The sequence below is a fragment of the Kitasatospora cathayae genome (assembly GCF_027627435.1).
Taxonomy (GTDB): domain Bacteria; phylum Actinomycetota; class Actinomycetes; order Streptomycetales; family Streptomycetaceae; genus Kitasatospora; species Kitasatospora cathayae.
The window spans coordinates 2,069,097-2,087,182 of the sequence record NZ_CP115450.1; the positions used below are offsets into that span (position 1 = coordinate 2,069,097).

Sequence of the window (18,086 nt, forward strand, 5' to 3'; positions counted from 1 at the left end):
CGGGGCCCGGGCCGCGATCGCGTCCCGGGCCCCGTGCCGTTACGGCTGCCGACCGGGCGTCAGCCGCGGGCGGCGGTGACGGCGGCGCCCAGCGCCTCCTTGATCCGGGGGCCGAGGCGGGCGAAGCCCAGCTCCTTCATGGCCGCGCGGAGCAGTTCCTCGTCGGTCCGCCCGGTGCCGTCGGCGTCGATCCAGCGGACGACGGCGAGCAGTTCGTCGGCGGAGTAGGCGGTCACGGGACGACCGGGGGTGAAGTCCGGCTTCGCGGGACGGCCGACGGGCTCCTCGACGGCGACAGGCTCGGTGACCGGCTCCTCAGCGACGACCGACTCCTCGACGGCGACCGGCTCGGCAACGGCCTCCGGCTCTGGGGCGGGCTCCTCAGCCTCGACCGCGGGCACCTCCGCGACGGCCTCAGCCTCTGCGGCGGGCTCCTCAGCCTCGACGGCGACCTCAACGTCGGCCTCGACGGCGGGCACCTCCGCGACGGCCTCAGCCTCTGCGGCGGGCTCCTCAGCCTCGACGGCGACCTCAACGGCGGGCACCTCGGCGACGGCCTCGGACTCCTCGGCAGTCACAGCTTCGACCGGCTCCTCGACCTCAACGGCGGGCACCTCGGCGACGGCCTCGGACTCCTCGGCCACCACGGCCGGAGCCTCCTCGACGGTCTCCGCCTCGGTCACCGGCTCCACGACCTCGACGGCAGTGGCCTCCACAGCGGCCTGGACCGCGACGGCTTCCGGCTCGGCCTCGACCTCAACCTCGGCCACGACCTCAGCAGCGGGCTCCTCTGCCTCGACCGCTTGGGCCTCGACCGCTTCGGCCTCAACCGCCGCCTCGACCGCCGCGGCCTCGGCCAGTGCGGCGGTCGCGGCGGCCACCAGGTCGTCGGCGGCCGGGGAGGGCGCCGGGAGGGACACCACGGCGACCGGGGCTTCCTCCGTCACGTCCTCCACCACCGCGGACTCGACCGCAGCCGACTCGACCACAGCGGACTCGGTGTCCGAACCCGATGCCACCTCAACAACCTCGGTCCCGGCCTCCACATCAGCCGGGACCACAGCCTCAACCTCAGTGGCCTCCTCGACCGGAGCCGTCACCGAAACCGGCGTCTCCTCCGTCAGCCCGTCCCGCTGCCCGCCCGCCAGCGCCTGACGCGCGGCGGCCTCGGCATCGGCTTCGGCATCGGAGAGCTCGGCGTCCGGCAGCTCAGCGTCGGACGCCTCGACATCAGCTGCAACGTCGGCCTCCTCGGTAACCAGTTCCTCGGCCACCGACTCACCCAGTCCGTCGCGCTGCCCACCGGCCAGCGCCTGACGCGCGGCGGCCTCGGCATCAGCATCGGAGAGCTCGGCATCCGGCAGCTCGATGTCGGACGCCTCGACGTCGGACGCCTCGACCTCGGCCGCGGCGTCCGCCTCCTCCGCGACCGGCTCGGCGAGGCCGTTCCGCTGCCCGCCCGCGAGCGCCTGGCGCGCCGTGTACGCGGCCTCGGCGGCGCGGCGGTCGGCCTTGGCGGCGGCGAGTTCGGCGAGCAGGTCGGCGAGGCCGGCCTCCTCGAGGGTGGCGCGCAGGGCGCGGATGGTGGGCAGGCGGTAGAGGGTGCCCTCGTCGGCGGCGAGCCGCTCGACCAGGTCGACGAGTTCCGCGAAGGCGAGCCCGTCCAGGTCGTGGTCGGGCAGGAGGCGGGCGAGGTCGCGCAGGCTGGTGTTGATCGGCTCGAAGGCCTGGGCGGTGCGCTCGACCAGGGCGCCGTCGGCGGGCACGCTCGGGAGGGTGCCCGCGGGGGCGAGGGCGGCCCAGGCGCGGCGCTCGATCTCGGCGGAGGTGAGCGCCTCGTGCAGGTCCTCCCGGCGGACCTTGCGGTCGTGGGCGAGGGCGGTGGCCTGCTTGCGCAGCGAGCGGCCGCGCAGCCAGGAGAGCTTGACGCCGTTCTCGCGGCGCCAGGTGCTGTCGGCGGTGGCGGCGGCGAGGGCGACGAGGTCGGCGTCGTACGCGGCGGTGGTGAGGATGGCGGACGTGCGGTGCACCCGCTGGAGCATCTCGACCAGCAGCGCGGTCTTGGCGACGGTGTCGGGTTCGTCCAGCTTGACCTCGGCGGCCAGGGCGGTGACGGCTTCCCAGGTCTGCTGGAGATCGCGGCCGCGCAGTTCGGCGAGGGCGGTGGAGGCGGCGCGGGCGTCCTCGGGGGTGGCGACGGTGTCGACGGCCGCGTACCAGGCGTGGGTGTCGGCGCTGAGTGTGAAGGCCCCGAGTTCGGCGTAGCGGCCGAGGTCTTCGCGGAGGTCGGGCTCCGCGGCGGCGTCCTGGGGGTCCTTGACGTCTGCGGCGTCGGCGACGTCCGCCGGGTCGGCTGCGTCGGCGTTGCGCGAGTGAAGCACTGTCATGTGAGGTCCGGTTCTGGGCGACGACGGCGGGGCTGGCGGCGAGGGGGCGACGGACCGGTTGCGCGGGGTGCCCCTGGAGCGGGGCCGGGGGCAGCGCGGTCGGGCCGTCGGTTGTGGAGGCCCAGAATACGGGTGCCCGTTCGAGCCTTGCACGCACCCACCGCCGGACGGGCCGGTGTCGTGTGCCATACCGCCCGCCTGGCCGCCACCCGGGAGGCCCGCCCGGGTGGTACGGCACTGGTCCGTACGGGTGCCCGGAGGGGTGGCCGGGGTACCCGGACGGACGACCGGGCTGGTCACCGGGGCTGGTCGCCGGGCGGCCGGCCCGGGCGGTCGGCCCTGGGCGGGCGCGGGCGCCGCAGCCGGTCGAGCCGGACCTCGCGGGTGCCGCCGGCCGGCCGGCCGAGCGGCGGACGGAAGCCGGCCCGGCCGAGGGTGGGCAGGTCGACCGGCGCGAGGTACTCGTGGAACGCGGTGCGGTGCCACCACGCGCCGGTTTCCCGTAGTTCGCGCCATCCGGTGAACCGGTAGAGGTAGAGGGTCGCCCGGACGTGGGTCGGCGGGGCGTCGGGGAAGGGGTTGTGGCGCAGCAGCCGCAGGGTCGCCCGGTCACCGGTCAGCAGACGGGCCACGAAGGGCAGGAACCAGGGGCGGGCGTAGGCGGGCGAGATGCCGGCGAACCACATCAGCCAGTCCAGCCGCAGGTGGTAGGGGGCGTACTGGCGCGGGAGCCGGCGCACGTCGCCGGGTTTGCCCTTGAAGCCGTACTCGCGCCAGACGGTGTGCGGGGTGAGGACGGCTTCGTCGGTGCCCTCGATCACGACCTCCTGGCGGAGGCGGTTGACGCTGCCGAAGGCGCCGTAGGTGTTGACCAGGTGCAGCCGGTTGAAGGAGCGGTTCATCACCTGGCCGCGCGAGAGCATGTTCCGCACCGGCCAGTAGCTGAGCACCAGGACGGCCGCGGTCACCGCGCTCACCAGTGCCTCGTACCAGACGGGGGCGGCGGGGAAGTCGTGGGCGTGACCGGGCAGTCCGAGGCGGGTCGGTTCGACGGCGGCCAGGGCGAGGACGACGGTCAGCCAGTTGAGCCAGGCGAAGTTGCCGGAGGCGATCAGCCACAGCTGGGTGGCGATCACGGCGCAGGCCGCGTAGCCGGCGACCGGTTGCGGGAGCAGCAGGCCGATCGGGACGACGAGTTGGACGAGGTGGTTGGCCGCCGCCTCGACCCGGTGCAGCGGGTCGGGCAGGTGGTGGAAGAACCAACTGAGCGGTCCGGGCATGGGCTGGGTCTCGTGGTGGTAGCGCAGGCAGGTCAGGTCGCGCCAGCAGCTGTCGCCGCGCAGTTTGATCAGCCCGGCGCCGAACTCGACCCGGAAGACCAGCCAGCGCATCAGCCAGAGCACTGGTGTGGGCGGTGCGGTGGAGGCGTTGCCCAGGAAGACGGCCAGCGAGCCCGCTTCGAGCAGCAGCGACTCCCAGCCGAAGGAGTACCAGGTCTGCCCGACGTTGACGATGGAGAGGTAGAGGACCCAGAGCACCGCCCAGGCCAGGATCGACGCCCAGAGCGGGACGGCGTCGCCGAGCCCGGCGGCGACGGCGGCGGCCAGCGCGGCTCCGCTCCAGGCGACGGCGGCGAAGAAGCGGTCGCTGTAGTGGAGGTGGAAGATCCCGGGTGCCTGGCGGAACGGGACACGGGCGGTGAACCGGGGCACCGGCAGCATTCCGTCGGTGCCGATGAGGGCGCGGAACTGCGCGGCGGCGGCGAGGAATCCGATCAGGTAGAGGCCGGCGAGCAGGCGTTGGACGAGCAGTCGGCTCAGCCAGTAGTCGGGGGCGGCGAACCAGTCCATCCAGTCCATGCGGCCCATGCCTACCATCGGCGGGCCGCCGCCGGGCCCGGCCGGGGCAGGGGCGACGCACGGTTCACCCGCTCGGCCCGGGGCGGCGGGCGAGTCGGCGACCGGGTGCAGCTACGACCGTGGGCGAACTGCCGTGGGCGAACTCCCGGCCGGCCGCGCTGCCGGCCGGGAGTCGCCCCGGACGGCAGCGCGGCGGGGTGCCTCTCCTCGGGGGTGAGAGGCGCCCCGCCACGGGGGTGGACGGTTCGGACGGTACTGATGGTTCGGAAGGTACTGATGGTGCGGCCGGCGGGTGCGGCCGCGGGCCGCGCTGCCGCGCACGGGGCGACGGTCGGCCGCTCAGCTCGGCAGGACGAGTCCCGACCCGCCGACGATGCCCGGCCGACCGGTCGTGGACGCGGCGCCGTTCTGCTGGAGCCGGTCGACCAGCAGCGCGGCCAGCGTGCCGAGTTCCTCCTCGGTGCGGGACTGGGCGGTGACGTCCATGCCGACGGTGAGGACGCCGTTGACCTGGCCGGTGCGTGCCGACCGCAGCGGGGTGCAGGTGAAGCTGAAGACCTGCTGCATGCGCTGCGCCTCGGGGCGGCCGGACTGGACCCGGACGTCGTTGAGGACGGTGGCGCGCCCGGTGTGGTGGGCCTCTGCGACGGCCTGCTGGAGGCCGGCCGCGCCGAGCTGCGGGTAGGCCGCGCCGATCGATCCGTACGCCACCGGGGCACCGAAGGTGTCGGCGTGCTGGGCGTTGGCGTAGCGGATCTCCTGGCCGGGGCCGTCGGTCAGCATGATGGGGAACGGGGAGCCGTCGAAGGCCGCGAACATCTCCTGCTGCTGGGCGAGCAGGTTGTCGCGCAGCCTGATCTCGGAGAGCAGCGCCTCGGCGAGGTGCTGGATGTCGCGCAGGCGCTCGCGCCCCCACTGCCGGGGTTCCCGGTCGAGGACGCAGACGGTGCCGATGACGGTGTTGGTGTCGTCGACGAGCGGGGCGCCGAGGTAGGCCCGGACGCCCAGTTCGTCCACGACGGGGTTCCCGGCGAACCGGGGGTAGGCGAGGATGTCGTCCAGCGCGAGGGGCGAGCGCTGGGCGACGACGTGCGGGCAGAAGCCGTGGCTCAGCGGCATCTGCCGGGTGGGAAGGTCGAAGGCGATGCCCCGATCCGCCCAGGAGGCGCCTTCTTCGGCTGCGGCATCGCCGGAGTTTGGCGGAATGTAGAGCCCCCGGAACATCTGACGCTCGTCGTTGATGAAGTTGACCATCGCGATGGGAGCGCGGGTGATGCTGGCTGCCAGGTGGGCGAAGCGGTCGAAGGCCTCGTCCGCGGACGGTTCGTTGAGACCCAGGCCGCGCAGCCTTCGGGTCCGCTCGGACTCCCCGGCAGCACCCGGGAACTGGCCTTGAGTGCTCATCACATCAGTCATGGCGCACATGTAATCAGACATCCGGGCGCCGCGGTGCTACCGGGACCGATCGCCGTCGTTGCTGATTGGCAGTCAAAGCAGCACGTGAGCGACCCACGGCGAGCCGGCGGAGCGGGGATAGCCCACTCCCCAGCGAGCGCCGCGACAAAACCTGTTGACAAAAGGACGGGCCGAATCTCGCCATTCCAAGATCGGCTATGTGTGGATCCCATAAGCACATATGACAATGAGCCCTGCCGAAGACACGGACGGTAGTCTCCCCGCCCCACGGGAGACCCGATCCAAGGTCCGCATGCACCGATGGCTTCGACGCGATCGGCGCCGCCACACCTCCACACCCCCACCCTCATCTCGCCGGGGGAGCGGCCGGAGCGGCATCTACGGCGTGAACGGAGGCACGACCACTCACAGGAACGAGAGGACCGAACATGGCGATGGACTACTTCACCGATGAGCGGCACGAGAGCCTCCGCGCGGAAGTCCGTGAGTTCGCGGAGAAGGAGGTGCGTCCTCAGGTGGCCAGGATGGAGGCCGACCGGGAGATCGAGTTCGAGCTCTCGCGGGAGATCGCCCGCCGCGGCTGGATCGGCGTCACGATCCCGCGCGAGTTCGGCGGCTTGGGGCTGGGCCACCTCGCCAAGACCGTCATCGTGGAGGAGCTGGCACGGGTCAGCGGCGCGATGGGCGCGATGGCCCAGGCCTCGCAGCTCGGCGTCGCCAAGGTCCTCCACTTCGGCTCGGACGCCCAACGGCGCGCCTGGCTGCCGAAGTTCGCGTCCGGTGAGTCCCTCCCGACGATCGCGGTCACCGAGCCGGAGTCCGGCGGCCACGTGCTCGGCATGGCCGGCACCGCCCGCCGCGAGGGCGACGAGTACGTGCTCAACGGCCGCAAGGTGTTCGTCGGCAACTCGCACATCGGCGACGTCCACGGGGTCGTCCTCCGCACCGGTCAGGGCAGCAGGGGGCTGTCCGCCTTCCTGGTCGAGAGCGACCGGCCCGGCTTCCGCGCCGGCGCGACCGGCACCCAGGGCGGCCTGCACGGCTTCAGCTTCGGCGAGCTCGTGTTCGAGGACTGCCGGATCCCGGTCGGCAACCGGCTCGGCGTGGAGGGGCAGGGCCTCGACGTCGCCTACTCCTCCTCCACCCTGTACGGCCGGCTCAACCTCGGCGCCGTCGCGCTCGGCATCCACGTCGCCGTGGTGGAGGACACCGTGCGCTACGCCGAGGAGCGGGTGCTCTACGGCAAGCCGATCAGCCAGCTGAACAGCATTGCGCTGAAGCTCGGCGAGATGCAGTCCCGGCTGATGACGGCCAAGTTGGCCGCCTACCACGCCTCGTACCTGCTCGACCGCGGCAAGGCCTGCGACGCCGAGCTGATGAACGCCAAGCTCATCAACACCGAGTACGCGATGGACTCGGCGCGCCAGGCGATGGAGATCTTCGCCGCACGAGGCACCCAGGAGGAGCACAACGTCCTGCGCTACCTGCGGGACGCCACCCACGTCTACGCCCCGGCCGGTACCTCGGACGTACAGAAACTGCGGCTCGGACAGGTGGCGGCGGGCACGTACGGCAAGCAGTGGTCGGCCGAGCTGTCCGACCTGGCGAGCTGGGCGTGGACCGAGCTCAACGCGCTGGAGTACGACCGGGCCCCGGTGAACGAGGCGGACGAGCGGTTCGGACGACACGGGCGGTACGGGCGGGGCGTCCGGGGCGCGCGGGTGGTGCCGTTCTCCGCGGCGAGCTGACCCGGCCTGCGCGGCGGACTGATCCCCGGCGGACGAAGCACCCGCCCGGCGGACCCGCCCATCGGAGCCGCGGCATGACAACGGTTTGACCTGTTCCTGACCGGCTCTCCGGGAGGCTCCACCAGGCCCCCCGGAGAGCCGTTCCCGCTTCGCGACGACCGTGCTGAGCTGCGGCGTTCCGTCGGCGAACGCTCCGACCGGAACCGGTCGGCACGGCCATCAACCGTTCAGATGTCGTCAGTTGATGTTGCGATAAGGGCACCTGGGACTGATAGGTTTCCTGCCGTCGGCGGCCGTGCTGCACCCCGCCCGGACGGTGACACCACGTCACCAGGTCCGGCGACACCGGCCTCGGCGCCCTGAAGCCCGGTCCGGGCCGCCCGGGCCGACCCGCCGTTCGGACCCGAGACCCGGCCTGCAACTCGGCCCTGCAACAAGGAATCAGATGCCAGGCATATCGGCCCCCCGCACGGGCCACCGCGCCGGCCGGTCCGGCTCCCTCCGCAGCTCGCTCCTCGCCCTCGTGCTGGTCCCCAGCCTGGGCCTCGCCGCCGCCTGGGGCTACGCCGCCTACCTGCTGCGCGACGCCGGGAACCGCACCGCGCTGGTGGCCGGCACCGCCGTCGTCGCCCTGGTGCTGCTGGTCAGCCTGATCCGCGGCGTCCAGGCCGCCCGGACGCTGTCCGCCCGGCTGGCCGGACTGCGCACCGACACCCTCGCACTCGCCCAGCAGGAGATCCCCGAGGTCGTCGACCGGCTGCGCGCCGGGGAACCGGTGCCCACCCCGCCCACCTGGACGCCCTCCCGGCGGATCGGCGACGAGGTCCAGCAGACCTCCGACGGACTGGCCGCCGTCCGGCAGGCCGCCGTCGCCGCCATCGTCCACCAGGCCCAGGGCCGCGAGGGGACGAAGAAGGTCTTCCTCAACATCGCCCGACGCACCCAGATCCTGATCCACCGGCAGATCAGCATGCTCGACGCGCTGGAGCGCGAACACGAGGAACCCGAGCTGCTGCGCGAACTGTTCGCGGTCGACCACCTGGCCACCCGGATGCGGCGCAACGCCGAGAACCTGGTCATCCTCGGCGGCGCGCTGCCCGCCCGACGCTGGCGCAACGCCGTGCCCGTGGTCAACGTGCTGCGCAGCGCCGTCTCCGAGACCGAGAACTACGCCCGGGTCGTCGTCCAGGGCGTGCCGCGCACCTCGCTCAGCGGGCAGGCCGTCGCCGACGTGATCCACCTGGTCGCCGAGCTGATCGAGAACGGCACCACCTTCTCCCCGCCGTACACCCAGGTGCAGGTCTCCGCGCAGGAGGTCCCCAAGGGCCTGGCCGTCGAGGTGGAGGACCGTGGCCTCGGCATGACCGAGGAGGAGTACGAGCGGCTCAACGAGTACCTCGCCAACCCGCCGGAGCTGGACGTCTCCGCGCTCGGCGACGACCTGCGGCTCGGCCTGTTCGTGGTCGCCCGGCTGGCCGCCCGGCACGACATCCAGGTCACCCTGCGGCCCTCGCCGTACGGCGGGACCCGGGCCGTGGTGCTGGTGCCGTCGGTGCTGCTGGAGCAGGCCGAGCAGCCGGCCGCGGTGCCCGGGCTACCGTCCGGCGCGCGGGTGACCCGGACCCCGGTGCCGCAACCGCAGCCGTCGGACGGGGAGTTCGGCGGGGTCGACGAGGAGCTGTCGGGTGCGCTGGCGGGAGTGCTCAGCGGACTGCTCGGCGGCGGAGCGGCCGGGGCACCGGATCCTGGCGCTGCGGTCGGGGCTGCGGCTGCTGGTGATGCGGTCGGCGGTGATGCGGCTTCCGGCGATGCGGCTCCCGGTGAGGTGATCGGTGCTGATGGGGTCGGGGGTGACGGCGGCGGGGCCGTACCCGACGCCGGGCTCCCGGTCGGCGCCGAGATCCCCGGGCTGCCCGGCGCCGTGGTGGTGCCCCGGCCCGCGCTACCGCGTCCGTACGACCTGCCGTCCGGTCCGTCGGCGGAGCTCCTGGCGGGACTCGCCGGAGCTGCCGGCGTCGGCGGCGCCCAGGGTCCGCACGCGGACGGGCAGTTCGCGGACGGGCCTCTCCCGGGCGGACGTCCCGCGGAGTCGGCGGCAGCGTTCGACGGGGTTCCGGCCGACCGGTCGACGCCCACCCACGAACGCCCGCAGGAGGACCACGTGGAGCACGGCCCGGACGGCGAACTGCGCACCCCGCGGGTCCTGCCGCAGCGGGTCCGCAACGCCAGCCTCGCCGAGCAGCTCCGCGAGGCCAACGCGCCCGGCGGCATGATGCCGCCGTCGCCCGCATCGTCGTCGCCGTCCTCGCTCGCCCCGCCGTCCGGCACGGCGGTGCCGTACGGGGCCCAGGCCGTCCCCGCCGTCCCCGGCGCGTTGACCGGTCCGCGGTTCGGCGAGGCCGACGACCCCTCGCCGGCGCGGTCCCGCGCCACCATGGCCGCCATCCAGCGCGGTACCCGGAGCGCCCGCGCGGCCGGTTCCGAACCGGACGCGCCCGCCATCGCCCCCCACCCGGCCGCAGCTTCCGCCCCCGAGGGGGCCGCGGAAGCCTCCGCCGTTCAGGAAGCCAAGGAACAGCAGTGATGACGCAGCACACCGACACCCAGCGCGACCTCAACTGGCTGCTGGACCAGCTGGTGGCGCGGGTACCCGAGACCCGGCACGCCATCGTCCTCTCCGAGGACGGCCTGCTGGTCGGCATGTCCCAGGGCCTGGACCGGGCCGACGCCGAGCACCTGTCCGCCGTCGCCTCCGGCCTGCAGAGCCTGGCCCGCGGCGCCGGGCACCGCTTCAACGGCGGGCGGGTCCGGCAGACCGTGATCGAGATGGACCAGCTGTTCCTGTTCGTCACCACCGCCGGACAGGGCGCCCGGCTCGCCGTGCTCACCAGCGAGCAGGTGGACGCCGGACTGATGGCCTACGAGATCAACATGCTGGTCAAGCAGGTCGGCCAGTACCTCACCGCGGCGCCGCGCAGCGACGCGGGCCAGGCCGTCGTGGGTGGCGGTGCGTGACCTCCGCCGACGCCGACGAGGGCTGGTTCTACGACAAGGACGCCGGCCACCTGGTCCGCCCCTACGCGATCACCAACGGGCGCACCGGCCCGGTCCGTGACGGCTTCGCGCTGATCACCCTGGTGGTCACCGCCGACCCGCGCACCGACACCAGCCGGTTGACCCCCGAACCGGCCGCGATCCTCGACCTGTGCCGCGAACGTCCGCTGGCCGTGGCCGAGATCGCGGCCACCATGGACCTGCCGGTGAGCGTGGTCAAGGTGCTGCTGGACGATCTGGCGGAGGCCCGGCTGATCCTCACCCGGGCCCCGGTCCAGCTCGCCGAGGCCCCGGACGTCTCGCTGATCCAGGCCGTGATCGAGGGTGTCCGCCGGCTCTGACGGACGGCCGGACGGACGTCCCCGCCCCCTCCCCCGCCCCTCCTCGAAACTTCCTTTCCCTTCCAGGAGACCCGAATTGACGACCAAGAGCCTGGTGCCGGGCGCGGTCAAGATCCTCGTCGCCGGCGGCTTCGGCGTCGGGAAGACCACCATGGTCGGCTCGGTCAGCGAGATCGAACCGCTGCAGACCGAGGAACGGATGACCCGCGCCAGCATCGGGGTCGACAGCCTCGAGGGCGTCCAGGACAAGTCCACCACCACGGTGGCGATGGACTTCGGGCGGATCACCATCCGCGAGGACCTGGTGCTCTATCTCTTCGGCACGCCGGGGCAGTTCCGGTTCTGGTTCATGTGGGACGACCTGGCACTCGGCGCCCTCGGCGCGATCGTCCTCGCGGACACCCGGCGGCTCGAATCCAGCTTCGCCGCCGTGGACTTCTTCGAGCAGCGCGGCATCCCGTTCGCCATCGGGGTCAACTGCTTCCACGGCCGCCGCGAGGCCACCCCGGAGGACGTCCGCCGCGCCCTCGACCTCGGGCCGGAGGTGCCGGTGGTGCTGTGCGACGTCCGGGAGCGGGCGTCCAGCAAGGAACTGCTGCTCGCCCTGCTCGACCGGGTGCACCGGGACGCACTGGCCGCCGGACGGCGGTGAGGGCCACCTCCCGGCGTACCGGTTCCCGCGTACGGGCCCTTCACGGGCCGGCGTTCGGGTGCCGGGGGGCTACGCCTTCGCCGGGGTGAGCTCGGCGAGCGCGTCCACCAGCGGGGCCAGCTCGGGGAGTTCGGCGGCCTGCGCCAGGGTCGCCTCCAGGGTCGCGTCGTGCACCGGGCGGGCGGCCTCCAGCAGGGCGCGGCCCTCCGGAGTCAGCTCGGTGTAGATGCCGCGCCGGTCGTCCGCGCAGAGGTAGCGGCCGAGCAGGCCGCGGTCCTCCAGGCGGCTCACCAGCCGGGTGGTGGCGCTGCTGCTCAGCGCGGCGGCGCGGGCCAACTGCTGCATCCGCATGTGCCAGCCGTCCTGCCGGGAGAGTGCCTCGAGCACCGTGTACTCGACCACCGAGAGCTTGTGCTCCGTCTGGAGCGCCTTCTCCAGCGCGGCGTCGATCAGCCCGTGCAGTGCGGCGAGCGTTCGCCAGCCACTGGCCCGGACCTCGGCCGCGTCGTCGCGGATGGACATGGCTCGCCTTCCCTTCGCGTTCGCCGGTGTGCTCTGTGCTATCTGCTCTCCCGCAAGTATGCCAGTTTGCGCGCATTATCGGTCTCTGCAATTACTTCGATTCAGGCTCCTGGCGTCGGTTCGTCCGGTCCGTCGGCTCCCCAGGCGGCGGAGCAGAGCGCGGTGGCCAACGCCTCGGTGTAGTCGGCGGCGGCCAGCCAGGCGGTGGCGAAGGCGTCGTGATCGTCCGGGACGATCCGACCGAAGACATCCCGCCGCTGGTTCGCCGCGGCGGCCCGCAGACCGTCCAGCAGCTGGGCGGCGGTGGCCAGCCCGGCGGCGCGCAGCAGGCTCCGGTCGGCCGCCGCCGTGGTCGCGCCCGGGGCGAGGGCGGACCGGCCGGTGGTCACCGTCTGCTCCACCCGGCGGCCGAGCACGTGCACCGGCGGGCCGTCCGGGGCTGCGGTGGGGAGCTCCGTGGTGGGGCCCGCCGGATGGTGGGAGGTCTGGAGGTCGGCGGTCTGGAGGCGTTCCAGGCCGAGGTTGGCCCGGCCCGCCCAGTCTGCGGAGAGCGCGAGACGCACGGGTCCGGGCTGGTCGGGCCCGGGCCGGTCGGGCCCGGGCCGGTCTGCGGTGTCCGGGGGCGTGCCGATCGCGAGCAGGCGCAGCTCCGGGCGCTCGGCGCGCTCCAGTCGGCCGATCAGCCGCAGCCGCAGGCCGGGGGCGGTGGCGAGCAGGGCGAGGTTGACCCGGAAGGCCAGGTCGGGGTGCTCGTGCCCCGGGCGCAGCGCGATCACCAGGTCGCTCCCGGCGGCGCGGGCGAGCAGCTGGGGTGCTCCGCCGGGGCCGGTCGGGGCGGCACCCAGCAGGGTGACGTCCAGGAACAGCAGGTCGCTCCCGGCCGGGCGGCACTCGTACGGCAGCTCCTGCGCCGCGAGGGCCCGCGCCACCTGCGCGGCGGGCGGCTCGGACCAAAGCCGGGCCACCGGCTCCGCCGTCCAGTCCGCCCCGGCCGCGCGGACCGCCCGGACGGAGGCCCCGGCGCCCAGCCGTCCGGCGGCCGACCTCGTCGCGCCCTGGACCGCCAGCCCGGCGCGGCTGAACTCGCGGTGACTGAGCGCGGCATCGCCCAGCCTGACCGTACGGTTGCCGGCCCCCACCGCCAGCGGGGCGGCGGTCGCGGCATCACCGTGCGGAGTCACCTCGGCGACCGTACTGAGCCGGCCGCCGGCGTCCACCGCCCAGCTGACCGCGCCCGCGTGGGTCGCGGTCAGCACCGGCTCGGCGAACAGCCCGTACAGCCGCAGGCCGCCCTCCTCGGCGTAGGACTGGCGGGCGGTGCCGCGCAGGGCGGCGAGCGGGGCCGGGTCGGGGGTGGTGACCGGCATGGTCAGGGCCACGGTGAGGCCGAGCAGCTCACGCAGGCCCGCCACCAGGTCCGCCAGCCGGTGGTCGGGCGCGCCGGAGCGCGCCGCCCGGACCCTGGTCACCACGGCGACCGCCGCCGCGGCCGGACGGTACAGCCCCGCCACCCGCGCCCGGTGGGCGGCGCGCAGCAGTTCGGCCTGGGCGACGGCGCCCGCTCCGCTCACCCCGGCGGCCAGCAGGGCGCAGGAGGCCTGGTGGAGGTGACGGGCGGCGGCCAGTTCGGGCGGGGTGAGGGCGGTGGGGGCGGGTGCCTCGGGTACCTCGGGTACCTCGGGTGCCTCGGGCGTCTCGGGCGTCTCGGGCGTCTCGGGCGTCTCGGGTTCGGGGGTTTCCGGGATTTCGCCGACATCGGTCGGCTCGGCCAGCGGGCACAGGGTGACGGCGGCCGCCCGGTGGACGCAGGCCGGGGCCAGCAGGCAGCCGCACCGGACGTCGGCCGGGTCGGCGATCACCCCGCCCGGGGCGTGCAGGACGAGCAGGGCCTCCTCGTCCACCTGCACCCGCCACTCGTCGCCCGCTCGGCTGATCGCCCGCTGCGCCAGCTTCGCCGCCGCGCCGTCCAGCCGCTTCTGCAGGCGGGCGCTCAGCCCGGACACCACCTCGGCGACCACCTCGGGCCGGACGCCCGGCCACTCGCTGTCGTGCGTCATCGCGTTCGTCATCGCGTTCAACGGACCTTCTCCCCCACCCAGCGGGCCAGTTCCAGCGGGCTCAGTGCCGCCACGGGCATACCGGCCGCGACCAGCTGCCCCGCGACCGACTTCGAGTACCGGGCCGTCCCGGTGTCGTCCAGCGCCGCGCAGCCGAGCAGGTGAACGCCGGAGTCCACCAGGGCCCGGGCCTGCGCGAGCAGCCCGTTGACCGGGCCGCCCTCCTCGAAGTCGCTGACCACCGCGACCAGCGTCCTCGACGGCACCGTCACCAGCTCGCGCGCGTACCGCAGCCCGGTCGCGATGCTGGTGCCGCCGCCGACCCGCACCTCCAGCAGCAGGCTCAACGGGTCCGCCACCCGCTCCGTCAGGTCGAGGACCTCGGTGGAGAAGGCGACGAAGTGGGTGCTCAGCGAGGGCACCCCGGCCAGGATCGAGGCGGTGAGCGCCGCCCAGACCGTGGAGGCCTCCATCGACCCGGACACGTCCACCACCAGGATCAGCCGCCAGTCGTTGGCCTGCCGCGCCCTGGTACGGAACACCGGACGCTCGGGCACGATCACGGTGCCGGAACCGTCCGGTGCGGGCCGGGCGGTGGCGAGGTTGGCCCGGATGGTCCGGTGGAGGTCCAGCCCGCCTCCCGGGCGCCGGGACGGGCGCGGCACACTGATCCCGGTCAGCGCCGGGCGCAGCCTGGTCGCCAGCTCACGGCTCAATTCGTCCACCAGGCGCCGCACCAGCGGGCGCAGCCGCGCGACCCGGGCCTCGGGCAGGCCGCCCGCGTGGTCCAGCACCGTGCGCAGCAGGTCGACGGACGGACGGACGGCGGACGGGTCGATCGCCTCCAGGACGTCCGTCCGGCCGTGGGCGACGGCGGCCGCCAGCACCTCCTCCCGCACACCCGGACCGAACAGCGCCTCCAGCTCCTCGGCCCACTCGCGCACCCCGGGGAAGGGCGCCTCGCGACCGCCCCGGTCGCCCAGGCCCGGGCCGGAACCCTCGCCGTGCCCGCTGCCGTACAACTCGTCGAGCGCGGTGGCGAGTCGGGCGCTGCGGCCGGTCAGACCACCGGTGCCGGGGCGGCCGAGCAGCAGGCGCCAGCGATCGGCGGGGGTGAGGGCGTGCGGCCCGGTGCCCGGGGGCGTGGCGGCGGGTTCGGGTATGGGTGCGGGTACGGGCACGGGTTGCGGGGTCGGCTCCGGAACGGCGTCCGGAGGTGGCAGCGGTGCCAGCCCCCGACGGGCGAGAACCGCGCGGGCGGCCAGGTCCGCGCGGACCCAACTCGCCACCACGACGGGGTCGACCGCCTCGGGCAGCGCGGCGAGCCGGGTTCCGAGGCGCTCCTCGACCAGGGCCAGCAGCCGGTCACGGGCGGCCGGGCTGAGCGTGTCGAAACCGCCGCGCAGCGCGGGCAGCCGGTCCAGGAAGGCGGTGTCCGGCAGTGACGTGACCCGCTCCAGCACGGGTTCGAGTGCCTCGGGCGCGCTGTCGAACAGTCCCTCGGCCGCGCTCAACAACCCGACCAACGCCCGCCCGAGCGCCTCCCGCGTCCGCGGGTCGGTCGCCCCGTCCACCCAGGACGCGGCCCGCCCGCCGAACACCCCGGCCGGTTCCTGCCCCAGCAGCACCCGCACCGCCCCGACCGCACCCCGCACCAACGGGCTCCCCCGCTCCGCGAGTTCACCCAGTACGTAGCCCAGCCGCACCCCGCCCAGCCGATCGGCCCGCCGCGCCAACTCCACCAAGGCCCGAGCATCCGCCGGATCGTCCGACCCGCCCAGCCCCTCCACCTGCCGCACCGCGGCAGTGGTCAGCAGCTCCGCGGCAGCATGCAGGGGGCGTGCGGCAGACCCCTCAACGCTCGTGTTGGAGGGTGATGTTGGATCACCGCCAGCAAACGCGACCGGTGAGTCGTCGGAAGTCCCTGCCCCGGCAACGGAAACGAGCCCGGAGGCAGCCCCGGCCAGGGTCTCCGGGTGAGCCACCCCGGCAAGCGGACCCCCCGGATCGGAACCGCCGTCACCCAGAGCGCCGCCCATGGCCTGCCCGGCCTGCGGGTACGCGACGGCAGAGCCGGCACGACCCGAACTGCCCGCGACCGCCGAGCCGCCGGACGGCAGCGCGGCGGCAGATCCAGCACTGCCGGAGGCAGCCCCGGTGGGCCCGGCTGGGGTGGCGGAGCCGGCGTCGGCCGGGTCGCCGCCGTCGGTGGGCGGGGGTGGAGTGTGAGATGGCCGGGGGGCGAGGCCGGGGAAGTGGCCGGCGACGAGGCGGTCGAGGAGGGTGAGGGCGTCGAGGAGGTCGGGGAGGGTGGCGCTGGTGGGGAGGGTCGTCGTGAGTTGGGTGAGGCGGGTGGTGGTGAGGGCGGGGAGGGCGCAGGAGGCGGCGGCGGTGAGGCCGTCGATGATCTCGCGGGGGGTGGGGTCCTCGCTGAGGCGGGTGCGGAGGTTGCCCTCGGCGGCTTGGGCGGGGGTGACGCCGCGGGTGCCGGCGACGGTGAGGAGGGCGGCGACGGTGGGGGTCCAGTGCAGGCGCCAGCGGGTGCCGAGGGTTTCGGTGCCGCCCGGGCCGGTGGTGGGGACGGGCTCCGCGTAGGGGACGCCGCAGGCGGTGAGGCGGTGGAGGAGGACTTCGCGGCGGCGGTCGAGGGGGCTGCGCAGCGGGTCGAGGCGCAGCTCGCGCGGGCCCGGGTCGACGGGGCCGGGGAGGCCGAGCTCGGCGAGGAGGGCTTCGACGGCGGGGGCGAGCCCGCTGCGCGGGGCGGTGGGGGTGGGGCGCCCGGTGCGGGTGCCGACCAGGACCTGTTCGAGGGCGCGGGCGACGGCCCGGCCGCGACCGAGGGGTTCGCCCTGGGCGAGGACGGTCTGGACGGCTTCGACGAGTTCGCCGCGGCCGGGGGCGGCGTGGCCGCGCAGCCGGGCGAGGTCGCCGGCGAGGCGGACGATCTCGCGGGCGTCGGCCGGGCCGGAGGGGTGGTCCTGGGTGCGCAGGGCGGCGCAGATCCGGACGGCGGTGGCGGTGAGCGCCTCGGTGAGGCGCTCCGGGTCGCCGCCGGCGTCGAGGACGGTGTGCTGCCACTCCGGGTCGCGGATGCCCGCCGGGTAGCCGGAGCGGGCGTCGAGCAGCGGGTAGGTGTACGGGATCAGGGAGAGCACGTGCCCGGGGTCGTCGGGGGCGGCCGGTTCCTCGGGGGTGATCGGGCCGTCCAGCAGGGCGGGGGCGTGGAAGGAGCCGACGACGACGGCGATCCGGCGTCCGTCGGCCGCGGCGGCGTGGATGCGGGCGCGCATCCAGGCCTCGCGGCGCAGGTCGTACGGGTCGACGCCGGGGCCGGTCTCGGCGTCGTGGCGCAGGGCCCAGCCGACCAGGAGGCCGGCGCGCCGGACGGCCTCCGGAGTGGAGCCGGGGGCGGCGGTCTCGACCAGGCGGTCCCACAGGTCCTCGTCGGAGTCTCGGCCGGTGAGACGGTGGCGCAGCGCGTCCGCCACGCCGGGGGACGCGGGGCCCTCCGCCCGTCCTTCCGTCGGACCCTCCGCCCGTCCTTCCGTCGGGCCGCGGCGGGCACGGGTGCCGTCGGCGGCGGTGCGGTGGGCGAGCGGGAGGTCGCAGGCGATGGCCTCGACGCCGTGGCGCCGGGCCCAGCGCAGGGCGACGAGTTCCGGGGAGAAGTCGGCGAAGGGGTAGAAGGCGAGCCGGCCGGGGTCGTCCGGGCCGGCCGGGGCGGCGGCGAGGGCGACCGGGGCCTCGGTGGCCTCGTCGGCGAGCAGGTCGAGCCAGGGCTGGAACTCGGCGGGCAGTTCGATCAGGACCGCCTCGGGACGGGCGGCGTCGAGCAGCGCGGGGAGGGCCGCGCTGAGGGAGGGCGCGTGGTGGCGCACGCCGATCAGGTAGGGCCCGGGGCGGTCGGTGCCGGAGCCGGCCAGCCGCTCCGCCTCGGTGCGGACGTCGAGGTCGGTGGCCGGGTCGCTGGCGGGGTCGGTACCGACGCCGGGGTCGGCGCCGGCCCCGCAGGGACCGTCCGGGGTGGGCTTCACCGCGCTGCTCGTCATC

The 18,086-nt window shown here is 74.8% G+C and carries 11 protein-coding genes; 5 read left to right on the forward strand and 6 right to left on the reverse strand.

Going from position 1 to position 18,086, the window contains the following annotated elements; all coding sequences use genetic code 11:
* Window positions 1-59: 59 nt before the first annotated feature.
* From O1G21_RS09335 to O1G21_RS09345, 3 genes are all read right to left on the reverse strand, one after another.
* Window positions 60-2,387, reverse strand: a complete 2,328-nt coding sequence (locus O1G21_RS09335; RefSeq protein ID WP_270142423.1) for a hypothetical protein — start codon at window positions 2,385-2,387, stop codon at window positions 60-62.
* Window positions 2,388-2,683: 296 nt separating this feature from the next.
* A complete protein-coding gene (locus O1G21_RS09340) occupies window positions 2,684-4,237 on the reverse strand; it encodes a lipase maturation factor family protein (RefSeq protein WP_270150876.1) in 1,554 nt (517 codons plus the stop codon).
* Between the two features lie 348 nt (window positions 4,238-4,585).
* A complete protein-coding gene (locus O1G21_RS09345; RefSeq protein ID WP_270142425.1) occupies window positions 4,586-5,662 on the reverse strand; it encodes a GAF domain-containing protein in 1,077 nt (358 codons plus the stop codon).
* Window positions 5,663-6,090: 428 nt separating this feature from the next.
* Between O1G21_RS09345 and O1G21_RS09350 the strand changes: the two genes are divergently transcribed.
* The 5 genes from O1G21_RS09350 to O1G21_RS09370 all read left to right on the forward strand — a co-directional run bounded on the left by O1G21_RS09350 (window position 6,091) and on the right by O1G21_RS09370 (window position 11,457).
* The gene (locus O1G21_RS09350) at window positions 6,091-7,410 is read left to right on the forward strand and encodes an acyl-CoA dehydrogenase family protein (RefSeq protein WP_405000614.1); all 1,320 of its coding nucleotides are present in this window, start codon (window positions 6,091-6,093) and stop codon (window positions 7,408-7,410) included.
* 445 nt (window positions 7,411-7,855) lie between these two features.
* Window positions 7,856-9,994, forward strand: coding sequence for a sensor histidine kinase (locus O1G21_RS09355; protein WP_270142427.1), 2,139 nt, complete (start codon window positions 7,856-7,858; stop codon window positions 9,992-9,994).
* Entirely contained in the window at window positions 9,994-10,425 is a 432-nt protein-coding gene (locus tag O1G21_RS09360) for a roadblock/LC7 domain-containing protein (protein ID WP_270142429.1), read from the forward strand. The genes O1G21_RS09355 and O1G21_RS09360 overlap by 1 nt, the downstream gene beginning before the upstream one ends.
* Complete coding sequence (locus O1G21_RS09365) at window positions 10,422-10,805, forward strand: DUF742 domain-containing protein (RefSeq protein ID WP_270142431.1); 384 nt, start codon at window positions 10,422-10,424, stop codon at window positions 10,803-10,805. Before O1G21_RS09360 ends, O1G21_RS09365 begins: the two co-directional genes overlap by 4 nt.
* A gap of 76 nt (window positions 10,806-10,881) precedes the next feature.
* On the forward strand, window positions 10,882-11,457 hold the full coding sequence (locus O1G21_RS09370) for a GTP-binding protein (RefSeq protein WP_270142432.1): 576 nt from the start codon (window positions 10,882-10,884) through the stop codon (window positions 11,455-11,457).
* Between the two features lie 69 nt (window positions 11,458-11,526).
* Here the strand turns inward: O1G21_RS09370 and O1G21_RS09375 are convergent, their stop codons facing one another.
* The 3 genes from O1G21_RS09375 to O1G21_RS09385 all read right to left on the reverse strand — a co-directional run bounded on the left by O1G21_RS09375 (window position 11,527) and on the right by O1G21_RS09385 (window position 18,085).
* Entirely contained in the window at window positions 11,527-11,979 is a 453-nt protein-coding gene (locus tag O1G21_RS09375) for a MarR family winged helix-turn-helix transcriptional regulator (protein WP_270142434.1), read from the reverse strand.
* 101 nt (window positions 11,980-12,080) lie between these two features.
* Window positions 12,081-14,048: a hypothetical protein gene (locus O1G21_RS09380; RefSeq protein WP_270150880.1), complete on the reverse strand. Its 1,968-nt coding sequence runs from the start codon at window positions 14,046-14,048 to the stop codon at window positions 12,081-12,083.
* Between the two features lie 5 nt (window positions 14,049-14,053).
* Window positions 14,054-18,085 carry a DUF5682 family protein gene (locus tag O1G21_RS09385; RefSeq protein WP_270142436.1) on the reverse strand — a complete coding sequence of 1,344 codons (4,032 nt, stop codon included), beginning with the start codon at window positions 18,083-18,085 and terminating at the stop codon, window positions 14,054-14,056.
* Window position 18,086: the final 1 nt, after the last annotated feature.